Genomic DNA, 19,782 nt, shown 5'->3' on the forward strand with positions numbered 1-19,782 from the left:
CACCATGATCATCAGACCCATCCTTGCGGTCGCGCTCGCGACCAGCTTCGCAATGCCCGCCCTCGCGGATGACATCGCCCGGCAGGACACGCCGGCGATCACCGTCAGCGGCGAAGCCAGCGTGTCGGCGCCGCCGGATCTGGCGCAGATCGACGCCGGCGTGGCGTCCGACGCCAAGACCGCGCGCGAGGCGGCCGAGGCCAATAACGCCGCTATGGCCAAGGTGCTGCAGGCGCTCAAGCAGGCGGGGATCGCCGACAAGGACTATCAGACCTCGCGGCTGTCGCTGCAGCCGCAATATGCGCAGAACCGGCCGGCCCAGCCGGCCGTGACCGGCTATCGCGCCAGCAATCGCGTCACCATCAAGGTGCGCGACGTCGCCAAGGTCGCCAGCGTGATCGACACGCTGGTCGCCGCCGGCGCCAACGATGTCGGCAACATCTATTTCAGCGTCGCCGAGCCGTCCAAGCTGCTCGACCAGGCGCGCGAGAAGGCCGTCGCAGACGCGCGCCGCAAGGCCGAGATCTACGCCAAGGCCGCCGGCGTGACGCTGGGCCAGCCGCTCAGCATCTCCGAGGACGGCGCTCCGGCGCCGGTGTTCCGTGCCAAGACCTTCGCCGCACCGATGGCCGCGACGCCGACGCCGGTGGCACAGGGCGAGGAGACGCTGGCGATCACGGTTAACGTGACCTGGGCGATCAAGCCGGGGCAGTAAGGCGCACTCCCTTCGGCGCGGCCCATTCACGCGCGGTCGTGAACCCACAGCGCGACGACAAACTCGGTGTCGTCCCGGCCAACGCCGGGACCCATAATCCGCGGCGGATGTTGTCGTGCGAGATGGAGCGGCTGATCTTCGCAAAACTTGATCCGGTGGTGATAGGTCCCGGCGTTGGCCGGGACGACACCTTTTGTGGTTGCGACAGCGAGTCAGATCTCCACCACCTGCCCCGGCTTCAGCACGCCGAACCGCTCGCGTGGAATGCCGGCGGAATCGAGCGCAGCGTGCAGGGCGTGGACCGGCGCGTCGATCGCCTCGTCCGTCAGTTGGAACGTGCCGTGGTGATGCGCCAGCGCGGCCTCCGCGCCGCAATCCTGCAGCGCCTGCACGGCGTCCTCTGGGTTCATGTGCTGGTCGCGCATGAACCAGCGCGGCTCGTAGGCGCCGATCGGCAGGATGGCGAGCCTGATCGGCGCGTGCTGCTCCGCGACGCGGCGAAAATGCTTGCCCGTGCCGTAACCGGAATCGCAGACGATGTAGACCCTGCCGCGCGGCGTCTCCAGCACGAAACTCGCCCACAGCGCCTTGTTGCGGTCGAAGAGCCCGCGCGCCGTCCAGTGCCGCGTCGGCACCAGGGTCACGGCGACCTCCTCGTTCAGCGTCACGCGATCGTGCCAGTCATAGGCCTCGGCGCGGATCTTGGAGTCAGCGTCGATCATCGTAAGGTCGTTGCCGAGCGGCGTGACGACCCGCGGCGAAAAGCGCGCGGTCAGCTTCGACAAGGTCCGGAGGTCGAGATGATCGTAGTGCCCGTGCGACACCAGCACGACGTCGATATGCGGCAGCCCCTCAAAGGCGATGCCGGGATCATTGTGCCGCCGGGGACCGGCGAACGCGAATGGCGACACCCGCTCCGACCAGACAGGATCGATCAGGATGTTGAGCCCGCCGGTCTGGACCAGCCAGCTGGCGTGGCCGATGAAGGACAGCCGCACTGTCTCGCCGTCGATCCGGTGCGGCGGCGTGTCGGCGTGCGGGCTCGCCGCCCAGGACGGCCAGCGGGAACGCTTGCGGTTGCGGTCGAACTGCCAGCGCAGCACCTGGGACAGGGATTTGGGCGGAACGCCGTCGGGATCGTAGAAGCGCTTGCCGTCGAAATGGTCGGTGACGGGGCCGGAATAGGTCCTGGAACGGCGCAGCAAGGTCGTCCTCGCAAGGGAAAGCTGAACTGGCGCAAGAGGTAAGCGCCCCCACAGGGTCCGGCAACGGGACGGCGAGAAGCAAGTTTCCTTGACTTTTGCGGCTACTGAAGGTTTAACCCGACCGAATTTCGGAAAGTTTCGTCTTTTCGAGCCACCGCCCGGCCCTGGAGGCCGGAGGTCACCGCCCGACAGCGCTGTGCGCCCTCGGGCGCAAACGTGTTTGGAACTTCCGTTTCGGCGAGCCTTGCCGAAACATACATGGTGGTCATCACCCGCGAAAGCGGGTGATCCAGTACTCCGAGACGGTGCGGCTCGATCCGAGACGCCGCGGCGTACTGGATGCCCCGTTTGCGCGGGGCATGACGACCGAGCAATTCAAGCGCCTGCGTTCCGCAGGACAAAGGACGAAGCAAGTGTTCGACAATCTGTCGGAAAGGCTTGGCGGCATTCTCGATCGGCTGACGGGGCGTGGCTCCCTGTCGGAGGCCGATGTCGACGCCGCGATGCGCGAGGTTCGCCGGGCGCTGCTCGAGGCCGACGTCGCGCTGGAGGTTGTCCGCAGCTTCACCGAGCGCGTGCGCGAGCAGGCGATCGGCGCTACCGTCGTCAAGTCTGTCACCCCCGGCCAGATGGTCGTGAAGATCGTCCATGACGAGCTGGTCAAGACGCTCGGCGACGACGGCCAGACCATCGACCTCAACGCCGTGCCGCCGGTGCCGATCATGATGGTCGGCCTGCAGGGCTCGGGTAAGACGACCACCACCGCCAAGCTCGCGCGCCGCATGGTCCAGCGCGACAAGCGCAAGGTGCTGATGGCCTCGCTCGACGTCTATCGTCCGGCGGCGATGGAGCAGCTCGCGGTGCTCGGCCGCGACCTCGACATTCCGACCCTGCCGATCGTCGCCGGCCAGATGCCGCCGCAGATCGCGCGCCGCGCCATCGAGGCCGCCAAGCTCGGCGGCTACGACGTGGTGCTGCTCGACACCGCCGGCCGCACCACGCTGGACGAGGACATGATGAAGGAGGCCGCCGAGATCAAGGCGGTCGCCAATCCGCACGAGGTGCTGCTGGTCGCGGATTCGCTGACCGGCCAGGACGCGGTCAATCTCGCCCGCGCCTTCGACCAGCGCGTCGGCCTCACCGGCATCGCGCTGACCCGTATCGACGGCGACGGCCGTGGCGGTGCGGCGTTGTCGATGCGCGCCGTCACCGGCAAGCCGATCAAGCTGCTCGGCACCGGCGAAAAGACCGACGCGCTAGAGGATTTCTATCCCTCGCGTATCGCCGGCCGCATCCTCGGCATGGGCGACATCGTCTCGCTGGTCGAGAAGGCCGCGGCGAACATCGACGCCGAGAAGGCCGCCCGCGCCGCCGAGCGGATGCGCAAGGGCCAGTTCGACCTCAACGACATGCGCGAGCAGCTCTCGCAGATGGCGAGCATGGGCGGCATCGGCGGGCTGATGGGCATGATGCCCGGCATCTCGAAGATGAAGAACCAGATCGCGGCCGCAGGGATCGACGACAAGATCCTCAAGCGCCAGGTCGCGATTATCGATTCGATGACGCGCGAGGAGCGCAAGCATCCCGACCTGCTCAAGGCGAGCCGCAAGAAGCGCATCGCCGCCGGCTCCGGCCAGAGCGTCGAGCACGTCAACAAGCTGCTCAAGATGCACCGGAACATGGCCGACGTGATGAAGGCCATGGGTTCCGGCAAGCGCGGCCCGCTGGCTGGCATCGCCCAGGCGATGGGTTTTGGCGGCGGTGGCGGCATGCCGTCACCGGATCAGCTCAAGGCGCTTGCGGAAAAGATGCCGGGTGGCATGCCCGGCGGCGGGCTGCCGAACCTGCCGAAGGATCTGCCCGCCGGCCTGCGCGGCGGACTGCCGAATCTCCCCGGCCTCACCGGTCTCAGCGGCAAGCCGACGCTTCCTGGTCTTGGCCTCCCTCCGGGGAAGAAGAAATGATCTCACTCCCGTCATTGCGAGGCGCGAAACGGCGAAGCAATCCAGAGTCGCGCACGCCGCTCTGGATTGCTTCGCTTCGCTCCCAATGACGACCTCTTCCAACTTTCAAACCGATATATCGACCTCAAAGGAGAACTTTCATGTCCGTCGTTATCCGTCTCGCCCGTGCCGGCACCAAGAAGCGCCCGGTCTATCACGTCGTCGTCGCCGACTCGCGCTTCCCGCGTGACGGCCGGTTCATCGAGCGTCTCGGCTACTTCAATCCGCTGATGCCGAAGGACAACGAGGCGCGCCTCAAGCTCGACATGGAGAAGGTGAAGGGCTGGCTCGCCAAGGGCGCGCAGCCGTCCGACCGCGTCGCCCGCTTCCTCGACGCCGCCGGCGTCAAGAAGCGCGAAGCCCGCCAGAACCCGATCAAGGCCGTGCCGCGCAAGGAGCGCAAGGCGCAGGCCGAAGCCGCCGCCAAGGGCTAAGGTCGTTGACGAGCGCGGACTCATGCTTCGAGACGCACGGCTTGCGCCGTGCTCCTCAGCATGAGGAACTGGCTCCTCCTCCTGAGGAGCGCGCGTTCGAGCGCGTCTCGAAGGACGAGGCACGCTGATGTCCAAGCTCATTTGTGTCGCCAGAATCGGCGCCGCGCACGGCGTGCGCGGCGAGGTTCGCTTATGGGCTTTCACCGAGGATCCGCTGGCCGTGCTGCATTACGGCCCGCTCACGACCAAGGACGGCAGCCGTTCGTTCGAGGTCGCGAAAGCGCGCGAGGCCAAGGACCATCTGGTCGCAACCATCAAGGGCGTCACCGACCGCAATGCGGCCGAACGCCTCAACGGGCTCGAGCTCTACGTGCCCAGAGACCGCCTGCCCGAGACGGCTGACGACGAATACTACCACGCCGACCTGATCGGCCTCGCCGCGGAGACCGCTGACGGCGCGCAGCTCGGCCGCGTGCTCGCCATCCATAATTTCGGCGCCGGCGACATCATCGAGATCGCCCCGCCCTCGGGCAGCACATTGATGCTGCCGTTCACCAATGCGGTGGTGCCGACGGTCGATCTTGCCGGCGGCCGCGTGATCATCGAGCTGCCAGCGGAGATCGAGGGCGATGATGAATCGGCCTCGGATGAGTTGGCCTCGGATCAAGACGACGCTGCCGCCTCAAACTCCGCTCGTCGTCCCCGCGAAAGCGGGGACCCATAACCACCGCAGCTGGTTGGTTCACGCGGGATTGGCCGCGTGCCCATTTCCAACATCGCGCGGTATGGGTCCCGGATCGGCGCCGCGACGCGCGGGTGCGCGTCACGGCTTGTCCGGGACGACACCGGTAATGGAGAGTTGCATCAGTTGGCCAGCGCCGCTGCGGGGGCTCGATCTCACCGCGCCGGTGCCGTAACAGAGCATCATGACCGCTTCGCCTTCCGCCCCTCCCACGCCCTGGCACGCCACCGTGCTCACCCTGTTCCCCGAGATGTTCCCGGGGCCGCTTGGCGTCAGCCTAGCCGGCCGGGCGCTGGCGTCCGGCATCTGGGCGCTGGAGGCGCGCGACATCCGGGCGTCGGCCACCGACAAGCACCGCAGCGTCGATGACACCCCCGCCGGCGGCGGGCCCGGCATGGTGCTGCGGGCCGACGTGCTGGCCGCTGCGATCGACGCCGCTGCCATCGCGCCTGAGCGGCCGCGGCTGCTGATGAGTCCGCGCGGTCGGCCCCTGACACAGGCCTTCGTCCGCGACCTCGCCGCTGGCCCAGGCCCGCTGATCGTCTGCGGTCGCTTCGAAGGCATCGACCAGCGTGTCATCGATGCCCGCTCGCTGACCGAGGTCTCGATCGGCGACTACGTGCTGTCGGGCGGCGAGATCGCGGCCCTGGTGCTGATCGACGCCTGCGTCCGGCTGCTCCCAGGCGTGATGGGCAAGCTCGAATCGGGCACCGACGAGAGTTTTTCCGATGGCCTACTTGAATACCCGCAATACACCCGGCCCCAGCTATTCGAAGGCCGGACCATTCCGGATGTGCTCACCTCGGGTGACCACGCCAAGGTCGCCGCTTGGCGCCGCGCCCAGGCCGAGGCGCTGACTGAAGCGCGAAGGCCGGATTTGTGGGCCGAATGGCAGGCGCGCGACGGCCGAGAACAAAGAGAGACCGGCCAAAAAGAGCCAAAAAGCACGACAGACGGGTGACAAGCCTCGCGCTTTGGCTTATAGGAGCGCCCAATTCCGCAAGTGACGGCAGGAACAAGCGCAGCCCCCGCGTGACCCGGCTGGGCGCGCCGCCGATGGAGATTTACCCGTGAACCTGATTCAGCAGCTCGAAAAAGAGCAGTTCGACAAGCTGTCCGCCAACAAGACCATTCCGGAGTTCGGCCCAGGCGACACCGTGATCGTCAACGTGAAGGTGGTCGAAGGCGAGCGCACGCGCGTGCAGGCCTATGAGGGCGTCTGCATCGGCCGGTCCGGCGGCGGCATCAACGAGAGCTTCACGGTGCGCAAGATCTCCTATGGCGAGGGCGTGGAGCGCGTGTTTCCGATACTGTCCCCCATGATCGACTCGATCAAGGTCGTGCGCCGCGGCAAGGTGCGTCGCGCCAAGCTGTATTACCTGCGTCAGCTGCGCGGCAAGTCGGCCCGCATCGTCGAGAAGCAGGACCGCCAGCAGACCGCCGTCAACGAGTAATCGTTGCTTTCAGTGGGTTGACGGAGAGCGCGGGCTGGTCCCGCGCTTTTTCTTTTACGCTGCTGTCATTCCGGGGCAGCCCCGAAGGGGCTGAGCCCGGAATCTCGAGATGGCCTGATCACCTCGGGATTCCGGGTTCGCGTCTTCGACGCGCCCGGAATGGCGGCGGAGAGATCGCGCGTCCTCACCGCGACAAACGCATCTCGCACTCCCCGGCGTGCGTGCTATATATCCCTCTGAAATGGTTCTAGATCGCACCAGCATGGCCTGTCGCCGCGTCGTCATCGACGATCGCCGCCGGCTGCCCGGGCGGTTCTTCGGACGCTTCGCCACCTCGGCAACATCAGAGCTTAGGCGCGCGCTGTAAGCCGCAGCGCCATTCCTGATTGTTCACGCGTGCCCCTCACGCGTCCTGTTTCAAACCTTAAATTCCCGGGAGCATTCGCTCATGTCGAAACCGACCACGCTGTACGACAAGATCTGGAACGACCATCTGGTGCACGAAGCCGAGGACGGCACCTGCCTGCTCTACATCGACCGTCACCTGGTGCACGAGGTCACCTCGCCGCAAGCGTTCGAAGGCCTGCGCGCCACCGGCCGCAAGGTGCATGCACCGGAGAAGACGCTCGCCGTCGTCGACCACAACGTGCCGACCACCGACCGCACCAAGCCGAACCCTGATCCGGAGAGCATCGAGCAGATCAAGACGCTGGCCGAGAACGCCAAGGAATTCGGCATCGAATATTACAACGAGTTCGACCGCCGCCAGGGCATCGTCCATGTCATCGGCCCGGAGCAGGGCTTCACGCTGCCCGGCACCACCATCGTCTGCGGCGACAGCCACACCTCGACGCATGGCGCGTTCGGGGCGCTGGCGCACGGCATCGGCACCTCCGAGGTCGAGCACGTGCTGGCGACGCAGACGCTGATCCAGAAGAAGGCGAAGAACATGCGCGTCACGGTTGACGGCGTGCTGCCGGACGGCGTGACGGGCAAGGACATCATCCTCGCCATCATCGGCGAGATCGGCACCGCGGGTGGTACCGGCTACGTGCTGGAATATGCCGGCGAGGCGATCCGCGCGCTATCGATGGAAGGCCGCATGACCGTCTGCAACATGTCGATCGAGGGCGGCGCACGAGCCGGCTTGGTCGCGCCCGACCAGAAGGCGTTCGACTTCCTGCGCGGCCGTCCCAAGGCGCCGAAGGGCGCGGCCTGGGATGCGGCGATGCGCTACTGGGAGACGCTGCGCTCCGACGACGGCGCGCATTTCGACCATGAGCTCCGGCTCGACGCCGTCAAGCTGCCGCCGATCGTGACCTGGGGCACCTCGCCCGAGGACGTGATCTCGGTAACCGGCGTTGTGCCCGATCCGGACAAGATCGCCGACGAGGCCAAGCGCATCTCCAAGCATCGCGCGCTGAAGTACATGGGCCTGACCGCGGGCACGAAGATCACCGACATCAAGCTCGACCGCGTCTTCATCGGCTCGTGCACCAACGGTCGCATCGAGGATCTGCGCGCCGCAGCCAAGATCGCCGAAGGCAAGACCGTCAGCGGCCACGTCAATGCGATGGTCGTGCCGGGCTCGGGCATCGTCAAGGAGCAGGCGGAAGCCGAGGGCCTCGACAAGATCTTCATCAAGGCCGGCTTCGAATGGCGCGAGCCAGGCTGCTCGATGTGCCTCGCCATGAACCCGGACAAGCTGGCGCCCGAAGAGCGCTGCGCCTCGACCTCGAACCGAAATTTCGAGGGACGCCAGGGCTTCAAGGGCCGCACCCACCTGGTGTCGCCCGCGATGGCTGCGGCGGCCGCGATCGCAGGGCACTTCGTCGACGTGCGCGACTGGCGCTGACGTCATCTCGCTGCTTCACATCCGGCACGGCGGCCGGTCTACAAACGAGCGCGATGGCTTCACCAAGCCGTCGCGTTTTTCATTTCACCTCAACATCGACACGGTTCGGCAATGGCTTCTTAAGTCTCAGCGCGCACAATCCTACCGCCGGACGCGCTGCGTCTGCAGAGGAACGTGCCGAGGAGCCTGACATGGCCGACAAGCCGGAATACGTCGACCTCATCCGTGATGCGACGCGCCAGCGCCGGAAGACACCGCCCGCCAAGATCATTGCCCAGCCCGAGGCTCCGAAGGAGGAGCGGCGGCTGTCGAACTGGCCGCCCGGCCGCTTTGCCAAATGGCGCCTGGAAACGCTGGTGCCCTGGAAGCTGAGTGTGAGGAACTGGCAGTTCAAGGACTGGCTCTGACCGCCGCGCCCCACTCATCCCCTTGAAATGAGAGAAGGACGCCGTTGAGCGTCCTTCCCTGTCTCGTTCGAACTTCAGACACCGTCAGTAGTAGCGCCAATGGTGCCGGTGGTGGCGATGATGCCACCGGTGATGCGGACGCCAGTGATGACCCCGCCAATGCCGATAGTGGCAGATGCGGCGCGGCCCGTAATAGGTCCAGACGACGCGACAGCGGCGATAAGGATAGTAGTAGCCGGACGTATAGACCGGCGTGTAGTAGCTGCGATAGCCGTAGAAGTGCCGGCGGTGGTGATGGAAGTACGGCCGGTAGGCATAGTGCGGACGATAATGATAGCCGCCGCCATGGAACACCGGCCGCGGGCCGAATCCGCCGTGAAAGGCCGGGCCGCCGCCGTGGAAGACGGGACGCGGACCGCCGCCTCCGAAGGCGTGGCCGCCGCCGCCATGGAACGCCGGGCCACCGCCGCCGCCGTGGAAGGCCGGTCCGCCGTGAAATCCACCACCGCCGGGATGTCCGCCGCCGCCACCCCCGCCATGGCCGCCGGGTCCTCGGACCTGAACGGCCAACACGTCGGAGGGCGCCTGCGTCGCAGGCCCGGCGCCGGGACTCACCGGCGACATCGCAAGCGCCGGCCGGCCGGACGCGCCGGCCAAGAGAAACAATGTCGCCGCCGCAAGACTGAGGCGACGAGCCAGACCAGCGCGCTGGTCCTTCATCCTCATCATGGTCCCTTCTCCCTGAATGCCGTGCAACGATGGACCCATGCAGCGCCGATGCTGGTCGTCCGATCGGTGGATTGGCGCGCCCCAACATGAACGTAGAGATAGCGACGTGAATGCGGCATGAATGATGCTCGTCAGTGATGCACGGTGCACGCGCATCTGCGGCGTGGCGTCGCGGCAGAGGAGATGCACGTGAGCCTCTAGGTCGTCCTGCAACTCAGGATCACGGATGCCGACGCAAGGGTTGACGCGCTGCTCGTGCGGGGACTTCGCAACTAACCACGCGCAGGCATTTGCTCCGCGAACGCGACGCGCCTCGCTGACATGGCCTCAATCGTAGAACGGCGTGAATAGAACCAAGGGGCCCGGCGGATAGGCCGGCGCGTAGTCCGTGGGACGGTCAAGATAGTGGGGCACCTCCGCCGTCGACACCACGGGCTTCACTCTGCGACCCTCCCGGCGCGGGCCAGGATCCGTTGCGGTCTGACGCGCCTGCGTGACGGCGGGCGCTGCGGCGACAGGAGAGGTGGCGGCGGAACTCGCGAGCAGCATCGCCACCGTGACGATGCCGATCCCGAGCCAGGTTCTGTTGACTGATGGTTTCATGGCGAACCTCGTTGCCAGCCCCCATCAACGTACAGGCCCGCAAAGCGGGCCTGTTTGATTTCGGTCATTGTCTCGATCGGCCGGAAAGCGCGGCTTACCAGCGGCCGTGATGGCGATATCCGTAGTGATGCGGCCGCCAGTGATGCCGCGGATGATAGTAATGCCGAGGATAGTAGTAGCGCCGGGGATGCCAATGGTGGCGGCCGTGCCAATGCACCTGCGTGGTCTCCTGCACCGTGCCCTGCTGCACCGCGGTCGCGGCGCCCGGATTGATCAGCGACAGCGCCTGCGCGCGTTCGGCGGGGGCAGCCATCGCGAGAACGGCGCCAACCGCCGCGATGCCCAACAGCTTCATCACAGTCATGAACTTCTCCCTCGATCGCCTGACATCACGTCCGGCACCGTACATTCCGCCTTGTCAGTTGCCTGAAGGGCGGCCGCAGCAGCGCGACGCAGACCAGTCTCGAACGAGCGACGTGAATGGGACATGAAGACCTGCGCAGGAGCAGAATGCCGATATGTCGCACATGGTTCCACCGCAGTGCGCGACATATCGGCACTGTGTCCGGACGGTGACGTCGCCGCGCTCGATCCGCGCCTCGCCGCGCCGCCAAGCAGCGCAGTGCGCGGGACCAGCGGTCAGCCGCGCCGCCAGACGCAACTCATATGCGGGACGATCACGGTGCCGCTCGGCCGATGCTCTGGAACATAGGTGGCATCGCATACACGAACCGCGTTCGGACCCGGATTGAAGCGCGGCACCACATCGGGCTGCCAATGGCCCTCGTAGCGCGGATAGATCTGGATCCGTCGTTGCCGACGCTGCGCGGAGAGATCCGTGCTCATCTCGCTCTGGACGGCGCCGCGTACGCCCGCGGCCTGCTCCGCTTGCGCTCCCGCCGAGATCGAGATCACGACCGCCGCGGCCAGCGCCGTCCCGGCCAGCACCATCGACATCTGTCTCATCTGTCCCCAACCCCCAATTCGCGCGCCAAGACGGTCGCCGTTTTCATCCCCTGCGTCAACCGGCGCCGCCCCACATGTCATAGAACCAAGATGCAAGATGATCAAAGCCGGGCTAGAAGGCGGCAATGTGGACGGATCTGAAAGCCCCATCGCTCGCCGACATGGAAGTCATGGCGCACGAGATGTTCGAGCGTCTGCCCGAGCATTTTCGCAGGCTTTGCGAGGGCGTCATCATCCGGGTCGACGACTTTCCGACCGAGGAGGTGCTCGACGAGATGCAGGCCGAAAGCGAGTTCGACCTGCTCGGCCTGTTCCAGGGCACGGGACTGCCGTTTCGCAGCAATGACGACCTGCCGCGGCTGCCCAACATGATCTGGCTCTACCGCCGTCCGATCCTGGATTACTGGGCCGAGCACGACGAGAGTCTTGGGCACATCGTCCGCCACGTCCTGATCCACGAAATCGGCCACCATTTCGGAATGTCCGACGACGACATGGAGGCGATCGAGGCGTCCGTCGACTGACGACCCGGCGATAGCACCGGGATTTTGACTTTATCCGCCCTGCCGTTCGGGCTAAACAGCGGCCTGCCCGTATTCTCGAAGGTGCCCCGATGGACAAGTTCACCACGCTGGAAGGCGTCGCCGCGCCGCTGAAGATCATCAATGTCGACACCGACATGATCATCCCCAAGCAGTACCTGAAGACCATCAAGCGCACCGGCCTCGGCAAGGGCCTGTTCTCGGAGCAGCGCTACAAGGACGACGGCAGCGAGAACCCGGATTTCGTCCTCAACCAGCCGGCCTACCGCAATTCCAAGATCCTGGTCGCCGGCGACAATTTCGGCTGCGGCTCGAGCCGTGAGCACGCCCCCTGGGCGCTGCTCGACTTCGGCATCCGCTGCGTGATCTCGACCTCGTTCGGCGACATCTTCTACAATAACTGCTTCAAGAACGGCATTCTGCCGATCCGCGTGTCGCAGGCGGATCTCGACAAGCTGTTCGACGACGCCGAGCGCGGTGCCAACGCGACTTTAACGGTTGATCTCGCCAACCAGGAGATCCGCGGCCCCGACGGCGGCACCGTCAAGTTCGACATCGACCCGTTCCGCAAGCACTGCCTCCTCAATGGGCTCGACGACATCGGGCTGACGCTGGAGAAGAAGGCCTCGATCGACAGCTACGAGGCCAAGCTGGCCGAGCGCGCCTGGGCCTGAGCCCCGCTTGAAGGCAGAGAGTTCGCGGGCCCCGGACCTCGTCCGGGGCCTCGTTTCGAGAGCAGCCCAGCAGGTCCGCCGTTGACGCGTGTATTGCCCGAGGTCGTCACCTTCTGGCGCGGGCCGCTCGACCGGCTGCGCCAGACCTGCCTGCGCTCGCAGCTCGCCGCCGGCCACAAGGTCACCGTCTACAGCTTCGATCCGCTGCCCGGCCTGCCCGACGGCGTCGGCAATGCCGAGGCCGAGGCGGTCCTTCCTTACGCATTCTCCGAACGTCTCAGGCCGCCGCAGCCCGACGGCAGCTGGCGCGATTGGACCACCTTGCAGTTCAGCGACTTCTTCCGGATGCGGCTGATGGCACAGCGCGCCGGCCTCTGGCTCGATGCCGACGTGCTGCTGCTCAGGCCGGTCGAGATCGATCCGGCTCTGCCCTACTTCGCCTGGGAGCGTCCGCGGCAGCTCGGCAACTCCGTGCTCTACCTGCCGCCGGACGATCCGATCGTCGCCGAGTTCGCTGCGCTGATGGCGCAGGACGAGCTGACGCCGAACTGGCTGTCGCTGCGTCATCGCCTCACCTATGCGATGCGCCGCCTGCGCGGCGGCTCCGACCGCCTCTCGGACATCCGCGTCGCCATCTTCGGCCCTGCCGCGCTGACGGCGCTGGCCCGCCGCCACGGCTCGCTGCGCCACGCGCTGCCGAAGCGCAGCTTCTACGCTGTCCATGCCGAGCCGAAGGCGTTCTTCGATCCCTCCGACTTCTCCGGCCTGATCGGCGATCCCGCGATCATCGGCCTGCACATCTCGCCGAAGGGCCGCGGCGGCGAGGCGCCGATCCCTGGCAGCCTGTATGCGTGGGCGGCCGAGCGATTTGCCCCGCGCTGACCTTCGCCGCGCAGCTTTGCGGCCTGCGCAGGACCGATTCGCTGCTTGATCTACCGCAACGTCCGCGCGTCCACCCGGTGATTGATTGCGGACAATCATCGGAGACGTGTCATGACCGTAGACGCCAAGCCCTATCCGCGGGTTCAGTTCCTGATCGATACGTTCGCGCAATGGCTCCGGCACCGGCGTGAGCTGAGCGAGATCCGGCAGCTGGACCGCGACGATTTCGAGCGCATCGCGATGGACCTGCAGGTCACACCGGCGGATCTCGACGAGCTGGTCCGTCACGGCGAGCACGCCGCCGACGAGCTGCCCCGGATGCTGAAGGCGCTCGGCATCGACGAAGCCTCGCTGGGGCGCGCCGAGCCGCTGGTGCTGCGCGACATGGAGCGCGTCTGCGCCATGTGCAAGGACAAGCCGCGCTGCCATCGCGATCTTGCCGCCGGCACGAGCGCCGAGCACTATGAGGAGTACTGCCTCAACGCCCCGACCATCGACCGCCTGGGCACCGCCGCGGTCAAGCACTGATCGCCGTCTCCCTCCCACTGAGCGAAGCAACGCGATGAGCCTGCCCAAACTGTACCGCAACACCTGGCTCCATGTCGGCGTCGCGATCCTGCTCGCGCTCGGCGCGATGCTGCTGATCCGGCTGCACAATGCCGGCGGCGTGACGCCCGCGGCCGACAGCGTGCAGGCCGGCCGCAAGCTGGCGGAGGCCTGGTGCAGCACCTGCCACGCCATCGACGCCAGCGGCGCGCGAAGCCAGACCACGACCGCCCCCGACTTTGTGGCCGTCGCCAACATGCCCTCGACCACCGAGCTGTCGCTCAAGGTGTTCCTGCAGAGCAGCCACCCGACGATGCCCAACGTCATCCTGACCGCCGAGCAGCGCGGCGACTTGGTCAACTACATCCTCAGTCTCCGCCGCATCTGACGCCTCACTTCGCCACAGCTGCGATCGCATCGGCGATCGCGATCGTGCGCCGCGCCATCTCGGCATGCAGCCGCTCGACCATGCGGCCGTCGATCTGGATCGCGCCGCGCGAAGCATTCTCCGGCAGCTCGAACGCGGCAATGATCTTGCGTGCCGCGGCGACCTCGTCGGCCGGCGGCGTGAAGATCGCGTTGCAGGCATCGATCTGGCCGGGATGGATCAGCGTCTTGCCATCGAAGCCGAGATCGCGGGCCTGGATGCATTCTTGCGCGAAGCCGTCGGTGTTGGCGAAGTCGCTGTAAGGCCCGTCCAGAATCTCCAGCCCATGGGCCCGCGTCGCCAGGATGCAGTGGCTGATCATCGGCAGCATCGTGGAGCGGCCCGGCAGCATGCGGATGCGGGTCTCGCGCGAGATGTCATTGGGACCGAACACGAAGCCGGCGAGCCGCGAGCCCGGCTCGTGCACCGTGGCCGCGAGCAGATCGGCATCGAGCACGGCGCGCGCCGTCTCGATCATGGCCCAGACCTTCAGCGCCGGATCTGCCCCGACCTCGGCCAGACGATCCGTGACCAGACGAAGGTCCTCGACGGTCGACACCTTGGGAACGAGGATGCCGTCGGTCGCCGCTTGTCCCGCCATGGCGACGTCGTCGCTCCACCACGCCGTATCCAGGCTGTTGATACGGATCAGCAGTTCCCGCTTGCCGTAGCCATCGGCCGCCACCGCCTTGGCGATCTGGTCGCGGGCGGCGGCCTTGGCATCCGGCGCCACCGAATCCTCGAGATCGAGGATCAGCCCGTCGGCCGGCAGGTTCCGCCCCTTCTCCAGCGCACGCGCATTGGAGCCGGGCATGAACAGGAGACTGCGGCGCGGGCGGATCATTTCGGCGTTTCCCTTGGTTTATCGACGCGGCCCGCGATACCATTTCGAGAGCCAGGCCGAAAGGCTTGTTCCCGGAAGGCGCATGTGTTTAGGCAAGGTCCATGATCTCGTTTCCGCAACGCCTGCTCGAAGGCTATCGCGCCTTCGCCACCCAACGCCTGCCGACCGAACAGAGCCGTTACCTCGAGCTCTCGGAGCGCGGCCAGTCGCCCGAAGTCATGGTGATCGGCTGCTGCGACTCGCGCGTCTCGCCCGAGGTGATCTTCGACGTCGGCCCCGGCGAATTGTTCGTGCTCCGCAACATCGCCAATCTGGTGCCGATCTATCAGCCCGACGCCAACGCGCACGGCGTGTCGGCGGCGCTGGAATATGCCGTCACCGTGCTGAAGGTGAAGCACATCGTCATCCTGGGCCACGCCCAGTGCGGCGGCATCCGCGCCTTCGTCGACAAGGCGGCGCCGCTGTCCCCGGGCGACTTCATCGGCCGCTGGATGTCGATGTTCATCAAGCCCGGCGAGGTCGTCGAGCAGCGGGCGCATGAGAGCATGCAGGACTTCGTCACCCGGATCGAGAAGGCCGCGGTGTTCCGTAGCCTCGAGAACCTGATGACGTTCCCCTTCGTCCGCGGCCGGGTCGAGGCCGGCGACCTGCAGCTCCATGGGGCCTATTTCGGCGTCGCCGAGGGCTCGCTGTTCGTGCTCGACAAGGCGGCCAAGGAATTCAAGAGCGCGCGCGCTGGCGAATAGCGAATGGGAAGTAGCGAGGAGTTCACCGGCCCTATTCGCCATTCGCTCCTCGCTATTCGTCCCTGTTCAATGATCACCCGACCAGCGGTCCGACAGCGCGAGCATCACCGTCGACACCACGAAGGTCATGTGCACGCCGACCAGCCAGGCGAGCTTGGTCGAGTCGTAGCCGGCGTCGAGATTCATGAACGCCTTCAACAGCTGGATCGCCGAGATCGCGACGATCGAGGCGAGCAGCTTCTGCTTCAGCCCGGCGAAGTCGACCTTGGTCATCCATTCCGGCCAGTCCGGATGGCCGCCGGGATCGATGCGCGAGACGAAGTTCTCGTAGCCCGAGAACACCACGATCAGCACGAGATTGCCGGTCAGGCAGACGTCGATCAGGCTGAGCACGCCGAGGATGATGTCGCTTTCCTTGGCGGTGGGCAGATGAATGACGCTCTCCCACAGCAGCAACACGAACTTGAACAAGAGCACCGCGAGGCTGATGACGAGGCCGACATAGAACGGCGCCATCAGCCAGCGGCTCTTGAACAGGAAGCCTTCGAGGCCGCGCTCGACCGGACCCGGGACGTGCTTGGCGGCTTCCGGCGTGGTCTTCTCGCTCATCGTGTCCCGCGCCCCCGCCCCGAAGACGTTGCGTGTTGACCGAGTCCGTTACGCCGCCTTCTTCTTCGCGGTGATCAGCTTGCGGTTGATCAGCACCTCGGCGATCTGGATCGCGTTCAGCGCCGCGCCCTTGCGCAGGTTGTCGGACACGCACCAGAAGGCGAGACCGTTCTCGACCGTGCCGTCCTCGCGGATGCGGCTGATATAGGTCGCGTCCTCGCCGGCCGCCTCGTAGGGCGTCACGTAGCCGCCCGGCTCGTGCTTGTCGATGACGAGGCAGCCCGGCGCGTTGCGCAGGATGTTGCGGGCCTCATCCGCCGTGATCGGATTCTCGAACTCGACATTGACGGCTTCGGAGTGGCCGACGAACACCGGCACGCGAACGCAGGTCGCGGTCAGCTTGATCTTCGGATCCAAGATCTTCTTGGTCTCCATCATCATCTTCCACTCTTCCTTGGTGAAGCCGTCTTCCATGAAGACGTCGATCTGTGGAATGACGTTGAAGGCGATGCGCTTGGGGAACTTCTTATTGACCAGCTCGTCATTGGTGTAGACGGCCTTGGTCTGCGAGAACAATTCGTCCATCGCATCCTTGCCGGCACCGGACACCGACTGATAGGTCGACACCACGACGCGCGTGATCTTCGCCTTGTCGTGCAGCGGCTTCAGCGCGACGACGAGCTGCGCCGTCGAGCAGTTCGGGTTGGCGATGATGTTCTTCTTGTTGAAGCCGGCGGCGGCGTCGGCATTCACCTCCGGCACGATCAGCGGCACGTCGGGATCCATGCGCCAGGCCGACGAGTTGTCGATCACGACCGCGCCAGCGGCGCCGATCTTGGGCGACCACTCTTTCGACACCGAACCACCGGCCGACATCAGGCAGATGTCGACGTCGGCAAAATCGTAGTGCTCGAGCGCTTTGACCTTCAGCGTGCGGTCGCCATAGGACACCTCGACGCCGACGCTGCGGCGCGAGGCCAGCGCCACGACCTCGTCGGCGGGGAATTGTCGCTCGTCCAGAATATTGAGCATTTCCCGTCCGACATTGCCGGTCGCGCCGACCACTGCGACTTTGTAACCCATCATTCACTCTCCGAAGAAATATGGCCGACCGCGCATGTCAGCGGAAACCGAAGCGGCAGCGCTTCTATGCGAGAAACGTCCCTGACACAACGTTACCACGATGTCTCGCATTCGATGCAGTCCGATTCGGCCAGAACAGCCGCAGCGCCCCGATCCGCGTCCGTCCTGCAGGGGCTCCAGAGCTTCGCGGACGAGGTCTGCGGCACATTTGCGCGCCTGTTCGCCTATGTGGGGGCTCTGGCGCTGATCGCCATGCTCGGCGTGGCCGGCTGGAACCATCTCGACGGCGGCGATGACACGTCGCCCGGCCGCGCCGGCTGGACCTTGGCCGACGGCGCCGTGCCGGCGTTCTCGCTCCGTCTCGCCGACCAGCCCGACAGGACCGCCACCTACACCGTGCTCATCCATCCCGAAGGCGGCCGCAAGGACGTGTTGCGCTGGGGCGAACCCGCCGATCGCCCCGCTGCCGAGCTTGAGGTCTACCGGTTCGGACCGGAGCGCGATGCAAGGCGTGATCCCCGGGCCGATCTCGCGGTCCGGATGGGGCGCAACTCCGCCTCCGAGCTCGAGACCGCCGGCGTGATCGACAGCCGGTTCGGCCCCGTCAGTCTGGTTCGCCGGGCTGGGGCTCCCGAGGGCGCCGGAGCCTGCCTCGGCTTTCTCAAGACCATCGCCGAGCCGGCGCTGCGGATCTCCGGCTGGTCGTGCCAGGGCGTGACGATGCCGGCGCGCCGCGCCATGGTCGGCTGCATGCTCAACCGGCTGACCCTGCTGGCGCCCGACCAGAACCGGGCCCTGAGCCAGCTTTTCATGGGGACCGATCAGCGGCGCGGCGGCTGCGACGAACCCGCCATCGCCAGCGGCAGCGGCGATTGGGTGACTTCGACCGCCAATCCGAGGCTGCGCGGCGCCTTGTGAATGTCTGCCTGCGTCCGGATGTTGCTGGGCGTGACCGCATCCTATTCGACCCGTCAAACCCACGGGCAAGTGACGGATATTGATGCAACTTTCCCGCCACAGCAGGGATTTATCTTGCCCCTCGCCGCGGGAATGACCTTGTGATGCCACAGCCGACCCAGATATTGTGCGGGCCAAATCATGCGCATGGCGAGCGCCCGCCCCTTTTGGCGCGAGGAAGAGGACGTGATGATCGAATTTCCTGCTGCGACCCGGGTCATGGCCTTGGCGGTGATCGCCGCGACGGGCCTTGCCGTCACGTCTCTTGCCGCCACCTCGGCGGATGCCGCCACCACCAAGCGCCGTGCCGTTGCCGTCACCAACAACGGCAATCCGAACTATTCCTACCAGTCCGGCCCGCGCACCCGCATCTACATCACCCGCCGCTCGTTCCTCGACGGCGGCACCGAGGTGCTTCCGGGCGACCGCAAGTTCTCGGACTATGCGTTCCCGCCGGCTGTCGGCTACCCGTCGTTCGCGCGCGAGAATCTGAACCGGCCGATCGACCGCCAGCCGCTGATGGCGCCGTCCGATCTCGGCGGCTACCCGACCCGGATTCCGATCCCCTACTGAGGGCGGCCGCATCGTCAGATCATCAAAGCCGGGCCCCGCTCGGCTTTTTGCTGTTTTGCCGCGCTGACGTTCCATCGCGTCGTCATCGATCATGAGCTGGTCACTGCTCGATTTCGAACGTGTGAGACGACCGTTCGGAGACATGGCTGACACCTCGCTACACGCCGATGGAGGCCAGCCTGCTCCCACCCCTCAGTGTCATCCCGGCGAACGCCGGGACCGGCCGGCATGACCGCCCGGTCTCATCGCTCCAGCGTGCCTCACACCCATGTCGGGGAGTCTGGGTCCCGGCGTTCGCCGGGACGACACCGGAATTTTCGGCACGACTGGTCATCCTCGCACCCGCTTTCGCGTCCGAGTCTTTGCTCGTCGGATCGCCCTCTCCTTGCAGAGGGCGCAGGGAAGGCCGGGCCTCGGCTGAGGCCCGTGGCCCCCGTGCGGAAAAAATGCACGGGGCAGGAACCACAGGTACAGCCGGACCGACCCGGCCTTCCCTGCGCGATGGTTTTCACGCTTACTCTACGCTCTCCCCGGTGTCCGGCCTGTTAGCCACCGTTGTCGTCGGGATCATCGCCCTTCCGACTTGGCGCCAGCATCGGGGCGCCAGGACCACGCAGCTTCACGTCCGCAAGAGCCTCGTTCGTCCGCATGCCCCTAGGACATGCTGCGAGCCTTCGCGGCCACCGCATTCCCGCCTCGCGCCTCGTGACGATCGCGAAACGCCCCTCGCAAGCGAAGCGGGATGGAGGGAGAAGACCATGGATTCTGGAAAAACGAAAGTGAAAT

At 66.1% G+C, this 19,782-nt stretch carries 24 protein-coding genes; 16 read left to right on the forward strand and 8 right to left on the reverse strand.

From position 1 onward, the window contains the following. Nucleotides 1–4 precede the first annotated feature (4 nt). Nucleotides 5–715, forward strand: a complete 711-nt coding sequence (locus tag QX051_RS19920; protein WP_315740687.1) for an SIMPL domain-containing protein — start codon at nt 5–7, stop codon at nt 713–715. 212 nt (nt 716–927) lie between these two features. Here the strand turns inward: QX051_RS19920 and QX051_RS19925 are convergent, their stop codons facing one another. Beyond that, a complete protein-coding gene (locus tag QX051_RS19925; RefSeq protein ID WP_315777292.1) occupies nt 928–1,920 on the reverse strand; it encodes an MBL fold metallo-hydrolase in 993 nt (330 codons plus the stop codon). 413 nt (nt 1,921–2,333) lie between these two features. On the opposite strand from QX051_RS19925, the gene ffh reads away from it, so the two are divergent. The 7 genes from ffh to QX051_RS19960 all read left to right on the forward strand — a co-directional run bounded on the left by ffh (nt 2,334) and on the right by QX051_RS19960 (nt 8,815). Then, entirely contained in the window at nt 2,334–3,884 is a 1,551-nt protein-coding gene (gene ffh / locus QX051_RS19930) for a signal recognition particle protein (protein ID WP_315777293.1), read from the forward strand. Between the two features lie 140 nt (nt 3,885–4,024). Next, entirely contained in the window at nt 4,025–4,357 is a 333-nt protein-coding gene (gene rpsP, locus QX051_RS19935) for a 30S ribosomal protein S16 (RefSeq protein ID WP_008964221.1), read from the forward strand. A 127-nt stretch (nt 4,358–4,484) separates the two neighbouring features. Continuing rightward, complete coding sequence (rimM, locus tag QX051_RS19940) at nt 4,485–5,081, forward strand: ribosome maturation factor RimM (RefSeq protein ID WP_315777294.1); 597 nt, start codon at nt 4,485–4,487, stop codon at nt 5,079–5,081. Nucleotides 5,082–5,283: 202 nt separating this feature from the next. Then, nucleotides 5,284–6,060: a tRNA (guanosine(37)-N1)-methyltransferase TrmD gene (trmD, locus tag QX051_RS19945; protein ID WP_315777295.1), complete on the forward strand. Its 777-nt coding sequence runs from the start codon at nt 5,284–5,286 to the stop codon at nt 6,058–6,060. 109 nt (nt 6,061–6,169) lie between these two features. Beyond that, a complete protein-coding gene (rplS, locus tag QX051_RS19950) occupies nt 6,170–6,553 on the forward strand; it encodes a 50S ribosomal protein L19 (protein WP_015663536.1) in 384 nt (127 codons plus the stop codon). Nucleotides 6,554–7,001: 448 nt separating this feature from the next. Then, complete coding sequence (gene leuC / locus QX051_RS19955; protein WP_315777296.1) at nt 7,002–8,408, forward strand: 3-isopropylmalate dehydratase large subunit; 1,407 nt, start codon at nt 7,002–7,004, stop codon at nt 8,406–8,408. A 191-nt stretch (nt 8,409–8,599) separates the two neighbouring features. Further along, nucleotides 8,600–8,815 carry a hypothetical protein gene (locus tag QX051_RS19960; RefSeq protein ID WP_315715897.1) on the forward strand — a complete coding sequence of 72 codons (216 nt, stop codon included), beginning with the start codon at nt 8,600–8,602 and terminating at the stop codon, nt 8,813–8,815. Between the two features lie 84 nt (nt 8,816–8,899). Here QX051_RS19960 and QX051_RS19965 read toward each other — a convergent pair whose 3' ends face one another. The 4 genes from QX051_RS19965 to QX051_RS19980 form a co-directional block, all read right to left on the reverse strand. Then, nucleotides 8,900–9,544 (reverse strand): hypothetical protein, encoded by a 645-nt coding sequence (locus QX051_RS19965; RefSeq protein ID WP_315770560.1) that lies wholly within the window; start codon nt 9,542–9,544, stop codon nt 8,900–8,902. 327 nt (nt 9,545–9,871) lie between these two features. Next, a complete protein-coding gene (locus QX051_RS19970) occupies nt 9,872–10,147 on the reverse strand; it encodes a hypothetical protein (protein ID WP_315757122.1) in 276 nt (91 codons plus the stop codon). Nucleotides 10,148–10,241: 94 nt separating this feature from the next. Then, nucleotides 10,242–10,511 (reverse strand): hypothetical protein, encoded by a 270-nt coding sequence (locus QX051_RS19975; protein WP_315777297.1) that lies wholly within the window; start codon nt 10,509–10,511, stop codon nt 10,242–10,244. A 275-nt stretch (nt 10,512–10,786) separates the two neighbouring features. Next, nucleotides 10,787–11,095 (reverse strand): hypothetical protein, encoded by a 309-nt coding sequence (locus QX051_RS19980; RefSeq protein ID WP_409997714.1) that lies wholly within the window; start codon nt 11,093–11,095, stop codon nt 10,787–10,789. Nucleotides 11,096–11,238: 143 nt separating this feature from the next. Here QX051_RS19980 and QX051_RS19985 point away from each other — a divergent pair, with 143 nt between their 5' ends. From QX051_RS19985 to QX051_RS20005, 5 genes are all read left to right on the forward strand, one after another. Further along, nucleotides 11,239–11,637, forward strand: a complete 399-nt coding sequence (locus tag QX051_RS19985; protein WP_315740677.1) for a metallopeptidase family protein — start codon at nt 11,239–11,241, stop codon at nt 11,635–11,637. A gap of 89 nt (nt 11,638–11,726) precedes the next feature. Next, complete coding sequence (leuD, locus tag QX051_RS19990) at nt 11,727–12,329, forward strand: 3-isopropylmalate dehydratase small subunit (protein ID WP_315777298.1); 603 nt, start codon at nt 11,727–11,729, stop codon at nt 12,327–12,329. A gap of 81 nt (nt 12,330–12,410) precedes the next feature. Further along, nucleotides 12,411–13,211 (forward strand): hypothetical protein, encoded by an 801-nt coding sequence (locus QX051_RS19995; RefSeq protein ID WP_315740676.1) that lies wholly within the window; start codon nt 12,411–12,413, stop codon nt 13,209–13,211. Between the two features lie 111 nt (nt 13,212–13,322). Next, a complete protein-coding gene (locus QX051_RS20000; protein ID WP_315740675.1) occupies nt 13,323–13,739 on the forward strand; it encodes a DUF6455 family protein in 417 nt (138 codons plus the stop codon). Nucleotides 13,740–13,773: 34 nt separating this feature from the next. Further along, a complete protein-coding gene (locus QX051_RS20005) occupies nt 13,774–14,145 on the forward strand; it encodes a cytochrome c (protein ID WP_315740674.1) in 372 nt (123 codons plus the stop codon). 4 nt (nt 14,146–14,149) lie between these two features. Here the strand turns inward: QX051_RS20005 and QX051_RS20010 are convergent, their stop codons facing one another. After that, on the reverse strand, nt 14,150–15,028 hold the full coding sequence (locus QX051_RS20010) for a CoA ester lyase (protein ID WP_315740673.1): 879 nt from the start codon (nt 15,026–15,028) through the stop codon (nt 14,150–14,152). A gap of 101 nt (nt 15,029–15,129) precedes the next feature. Between QX051_RS20010 and QX051_RS20015 the strand changes: the two genes are divergently transcribed. Next, nucleotides 15,130–15,774 (forward strand): carbonic anhydrase, encoded by a 645-nt coding sequence (locus QX051_RS20015; RefSeq protein WP_315777299.1) that lies wholly within the window; start codon nt 15,130–15,132, stop codon nt 15,772–15,774. 66 nt (nt 15,775–15,840) lie between these two features. Here QX051_RS20015 and QX051_RS20020 read toward each other — a convergent pair whose 3' ends face one another. Continuing rightward, on the reverse strand, nt 15,841–16,383 hold the full coding sequence (locus QX051_RS20020; protein WP_315740671.1) for a TIGR00645 family protein: 543 nt from the start codon (nt 16,381–16,383) through the stop codon (nt 15,841–15,843). A gap of 48 nt (nt 16,384–16,431) precedes the next feature. Next, nucleotides 16,432–17,466, reverse strand: coding sequence for an aspartate-semialdehyde dehydrogenase (locus QX051_RS20025; RefSeq protein ID WP_315740740.1), 1,035 nt, complete (start codon nt 17,464–17,466; stop codon nt 16,432–16,434). Between the two features lie 114 nt (nt 17,467–17,580). Between QX051_RS20025 and QX051_RS20030 the strand changes: the two genes are divergently transcribed. Both QX051_RS20030 and QX051_RS20035 read left to right on the forward strand, forming a co-directional pair. Further along, nucleotides 17,581–18,384, forward strand: coding sequence for a hypothetical protein (locus QX051_RS20030; RefSeq protein ID WP_315777300.1), 804 nt, complete (start codon nt 17,581–17,583; stop codon nt 18,382–18,384). 228 nt (nt 18,385–18,612) lie between these two features. Continuing rightward, nucleotides 18,613–18,996: a hypothetical protein gene (locus tag QX051_RS20035; RefSeq protein ID WP_315740669.1), complete on the forward strand. Its 384-nt coding sequence runs from the start codon at nt 18,613–18,615 to the stop codon at nt 18,994–18,996. Nucleotides 18,997–19,782: the final 786 nt, after the last annotated feature.

The organism is Bradyrhizobium sp. SZCCHNR1053, from assembly GCF_032381235.1.
In the GTDB taxonomy this organism is placed as follows: domain Bacteria; phylum Pseudomonadota; class Alphaproteobacteria; order Rhizobiales; family Xanthobacteraceae; genus Bradyrhizobium.

Bases quoted from the DNA above. Each gene is read 5' to 3' on its own strand.
- QX051_RS19975 (WP_315777297.1), bottom strand. From the start codon at position 10,511: ATGACTGTGATGAAGCTGTTGGGCATCGCGGCGGTTGGCGCCGTTCTC.
- QX051_RS20025 (WP_315740740.1), bottom strand. From the start codon at position 17,466: ATGGGTTACAAAGTCGCAGTGGTCGGCGCGACCGGCAATGTCGGACGG.
- rimM (WP_315777294.1), top strand. From the start codon at position 4,485: ATGTCCAAGCTCATTTGTGTCGCCAGAATCGGCGCCGCGCACGGCGTG.
- QX051_RS19970 (WP_315757122.1), bottom strand. From the start codon at position 10,147: ATGAAACCATCAGTCAACAGAACCTGGCTCGGGATCGGCATCGTCACG.
- QX051_RS19985 (WP_315740677.1), top strand. From the start codon at position 11,239: ATGTGGACGGATCTGAAAGCCCCATCGCTCGCCGACATGGAAGTCATG.
- QX051_RS19920 (WP_315740687.1), top strand. From the start codon at position 5: ATGATCATCAGACCCATCCTTGCGGTCGCGCTCGCGACCAGCTTCGCA.
- rpsP (WP_008964221.1), top strand. From the start codon at position 4,025: ATGTCCGTCGTTATCCGTCTCGCCCGTGCCGGCACCAAGAAGCGCCCG.
- leuC (WP_315777296.1), top strand. From the start codon at position 7,002: ATGTCGAAACCGACCACGCTGTACGACAAGATCTGGAACGACCATCTG.
- QX051_RS20015 (WP_315777299.1), top strand. From the start codon at position 15,130: ATGATCTCGTTTCCGCAACGCCTGCTCGAAGGCTATCGCGCCTTCGCC.
- QX051_RS20010 (WP_315740673.1), bottom strand. From the start codon at position 15,028: ATGATCCGCCCGCGCCGCAGTCTCCTGTTCATGCCCGGCTCCAATGCG.
- QX051_RS20000 (WP_315740675.1), top strand. From the start codon at position 13,323: ATGACCGTAGACGCCAAGCCCTATCCGCGGGTTCAGTTCCTGATCGAT.
- QX051_RS19965 (WP_315770560.1), bottom strand. From the start codon at position 9,544: ATGATGAGGATGAAGGACCAGCGCGCTGGTCTGGCTCGTCGCCTCAGT.
- QX051_RS20020 (WP_315740671.1), bottom strand. From the start codon at position 16,383: ATGAGCGAGAAGACCACGCCGGAAGCCGCCAAGCACGTCCCGGGTCCG.
- QX051_RS19960 (WP_315715897.1), top strand. From the start codon at position 8,600: ATGGCCGACAAGCCGGAATACGTCGACCTCATCCGTGATGCGACGCGC.
- trmD (WP_315777295.1), top strand. From the start codon at position 5,284: ATGACCGCTTCGCCTTCCGCCCCTCCCACGCCCTGGCACGCCACCGTG.
- leuD (WP_315777298.1), top strand. From the start codon at position 11,727: ATGGACAAGTTCACCACGCTGGAAGGCGTCGCCGCGCCGCTGAAGATC.
- QX051_RS20035 (WP_315740669.1), top strand. From the start codon at position 18,613: ATGATCGAATTTCCTGCTGCGACCCGGGTCATGGCCTTGGCGGTGATC.
- QX051_RS20030 (WP_315777300.1), top strand. From the start codon at position 17,581: ATGCAGTCCGATTCGGCCAGAACAGCCGCAGCGCCCCGATCCGCGTCC.
- QX051_RS20005 (WP_315740674.1), top strand. From the start codon at position 13,774: ATGAGCCTGCCCAAACTGTACCGCAACACCTGGCTCCATGTCGGCGTC.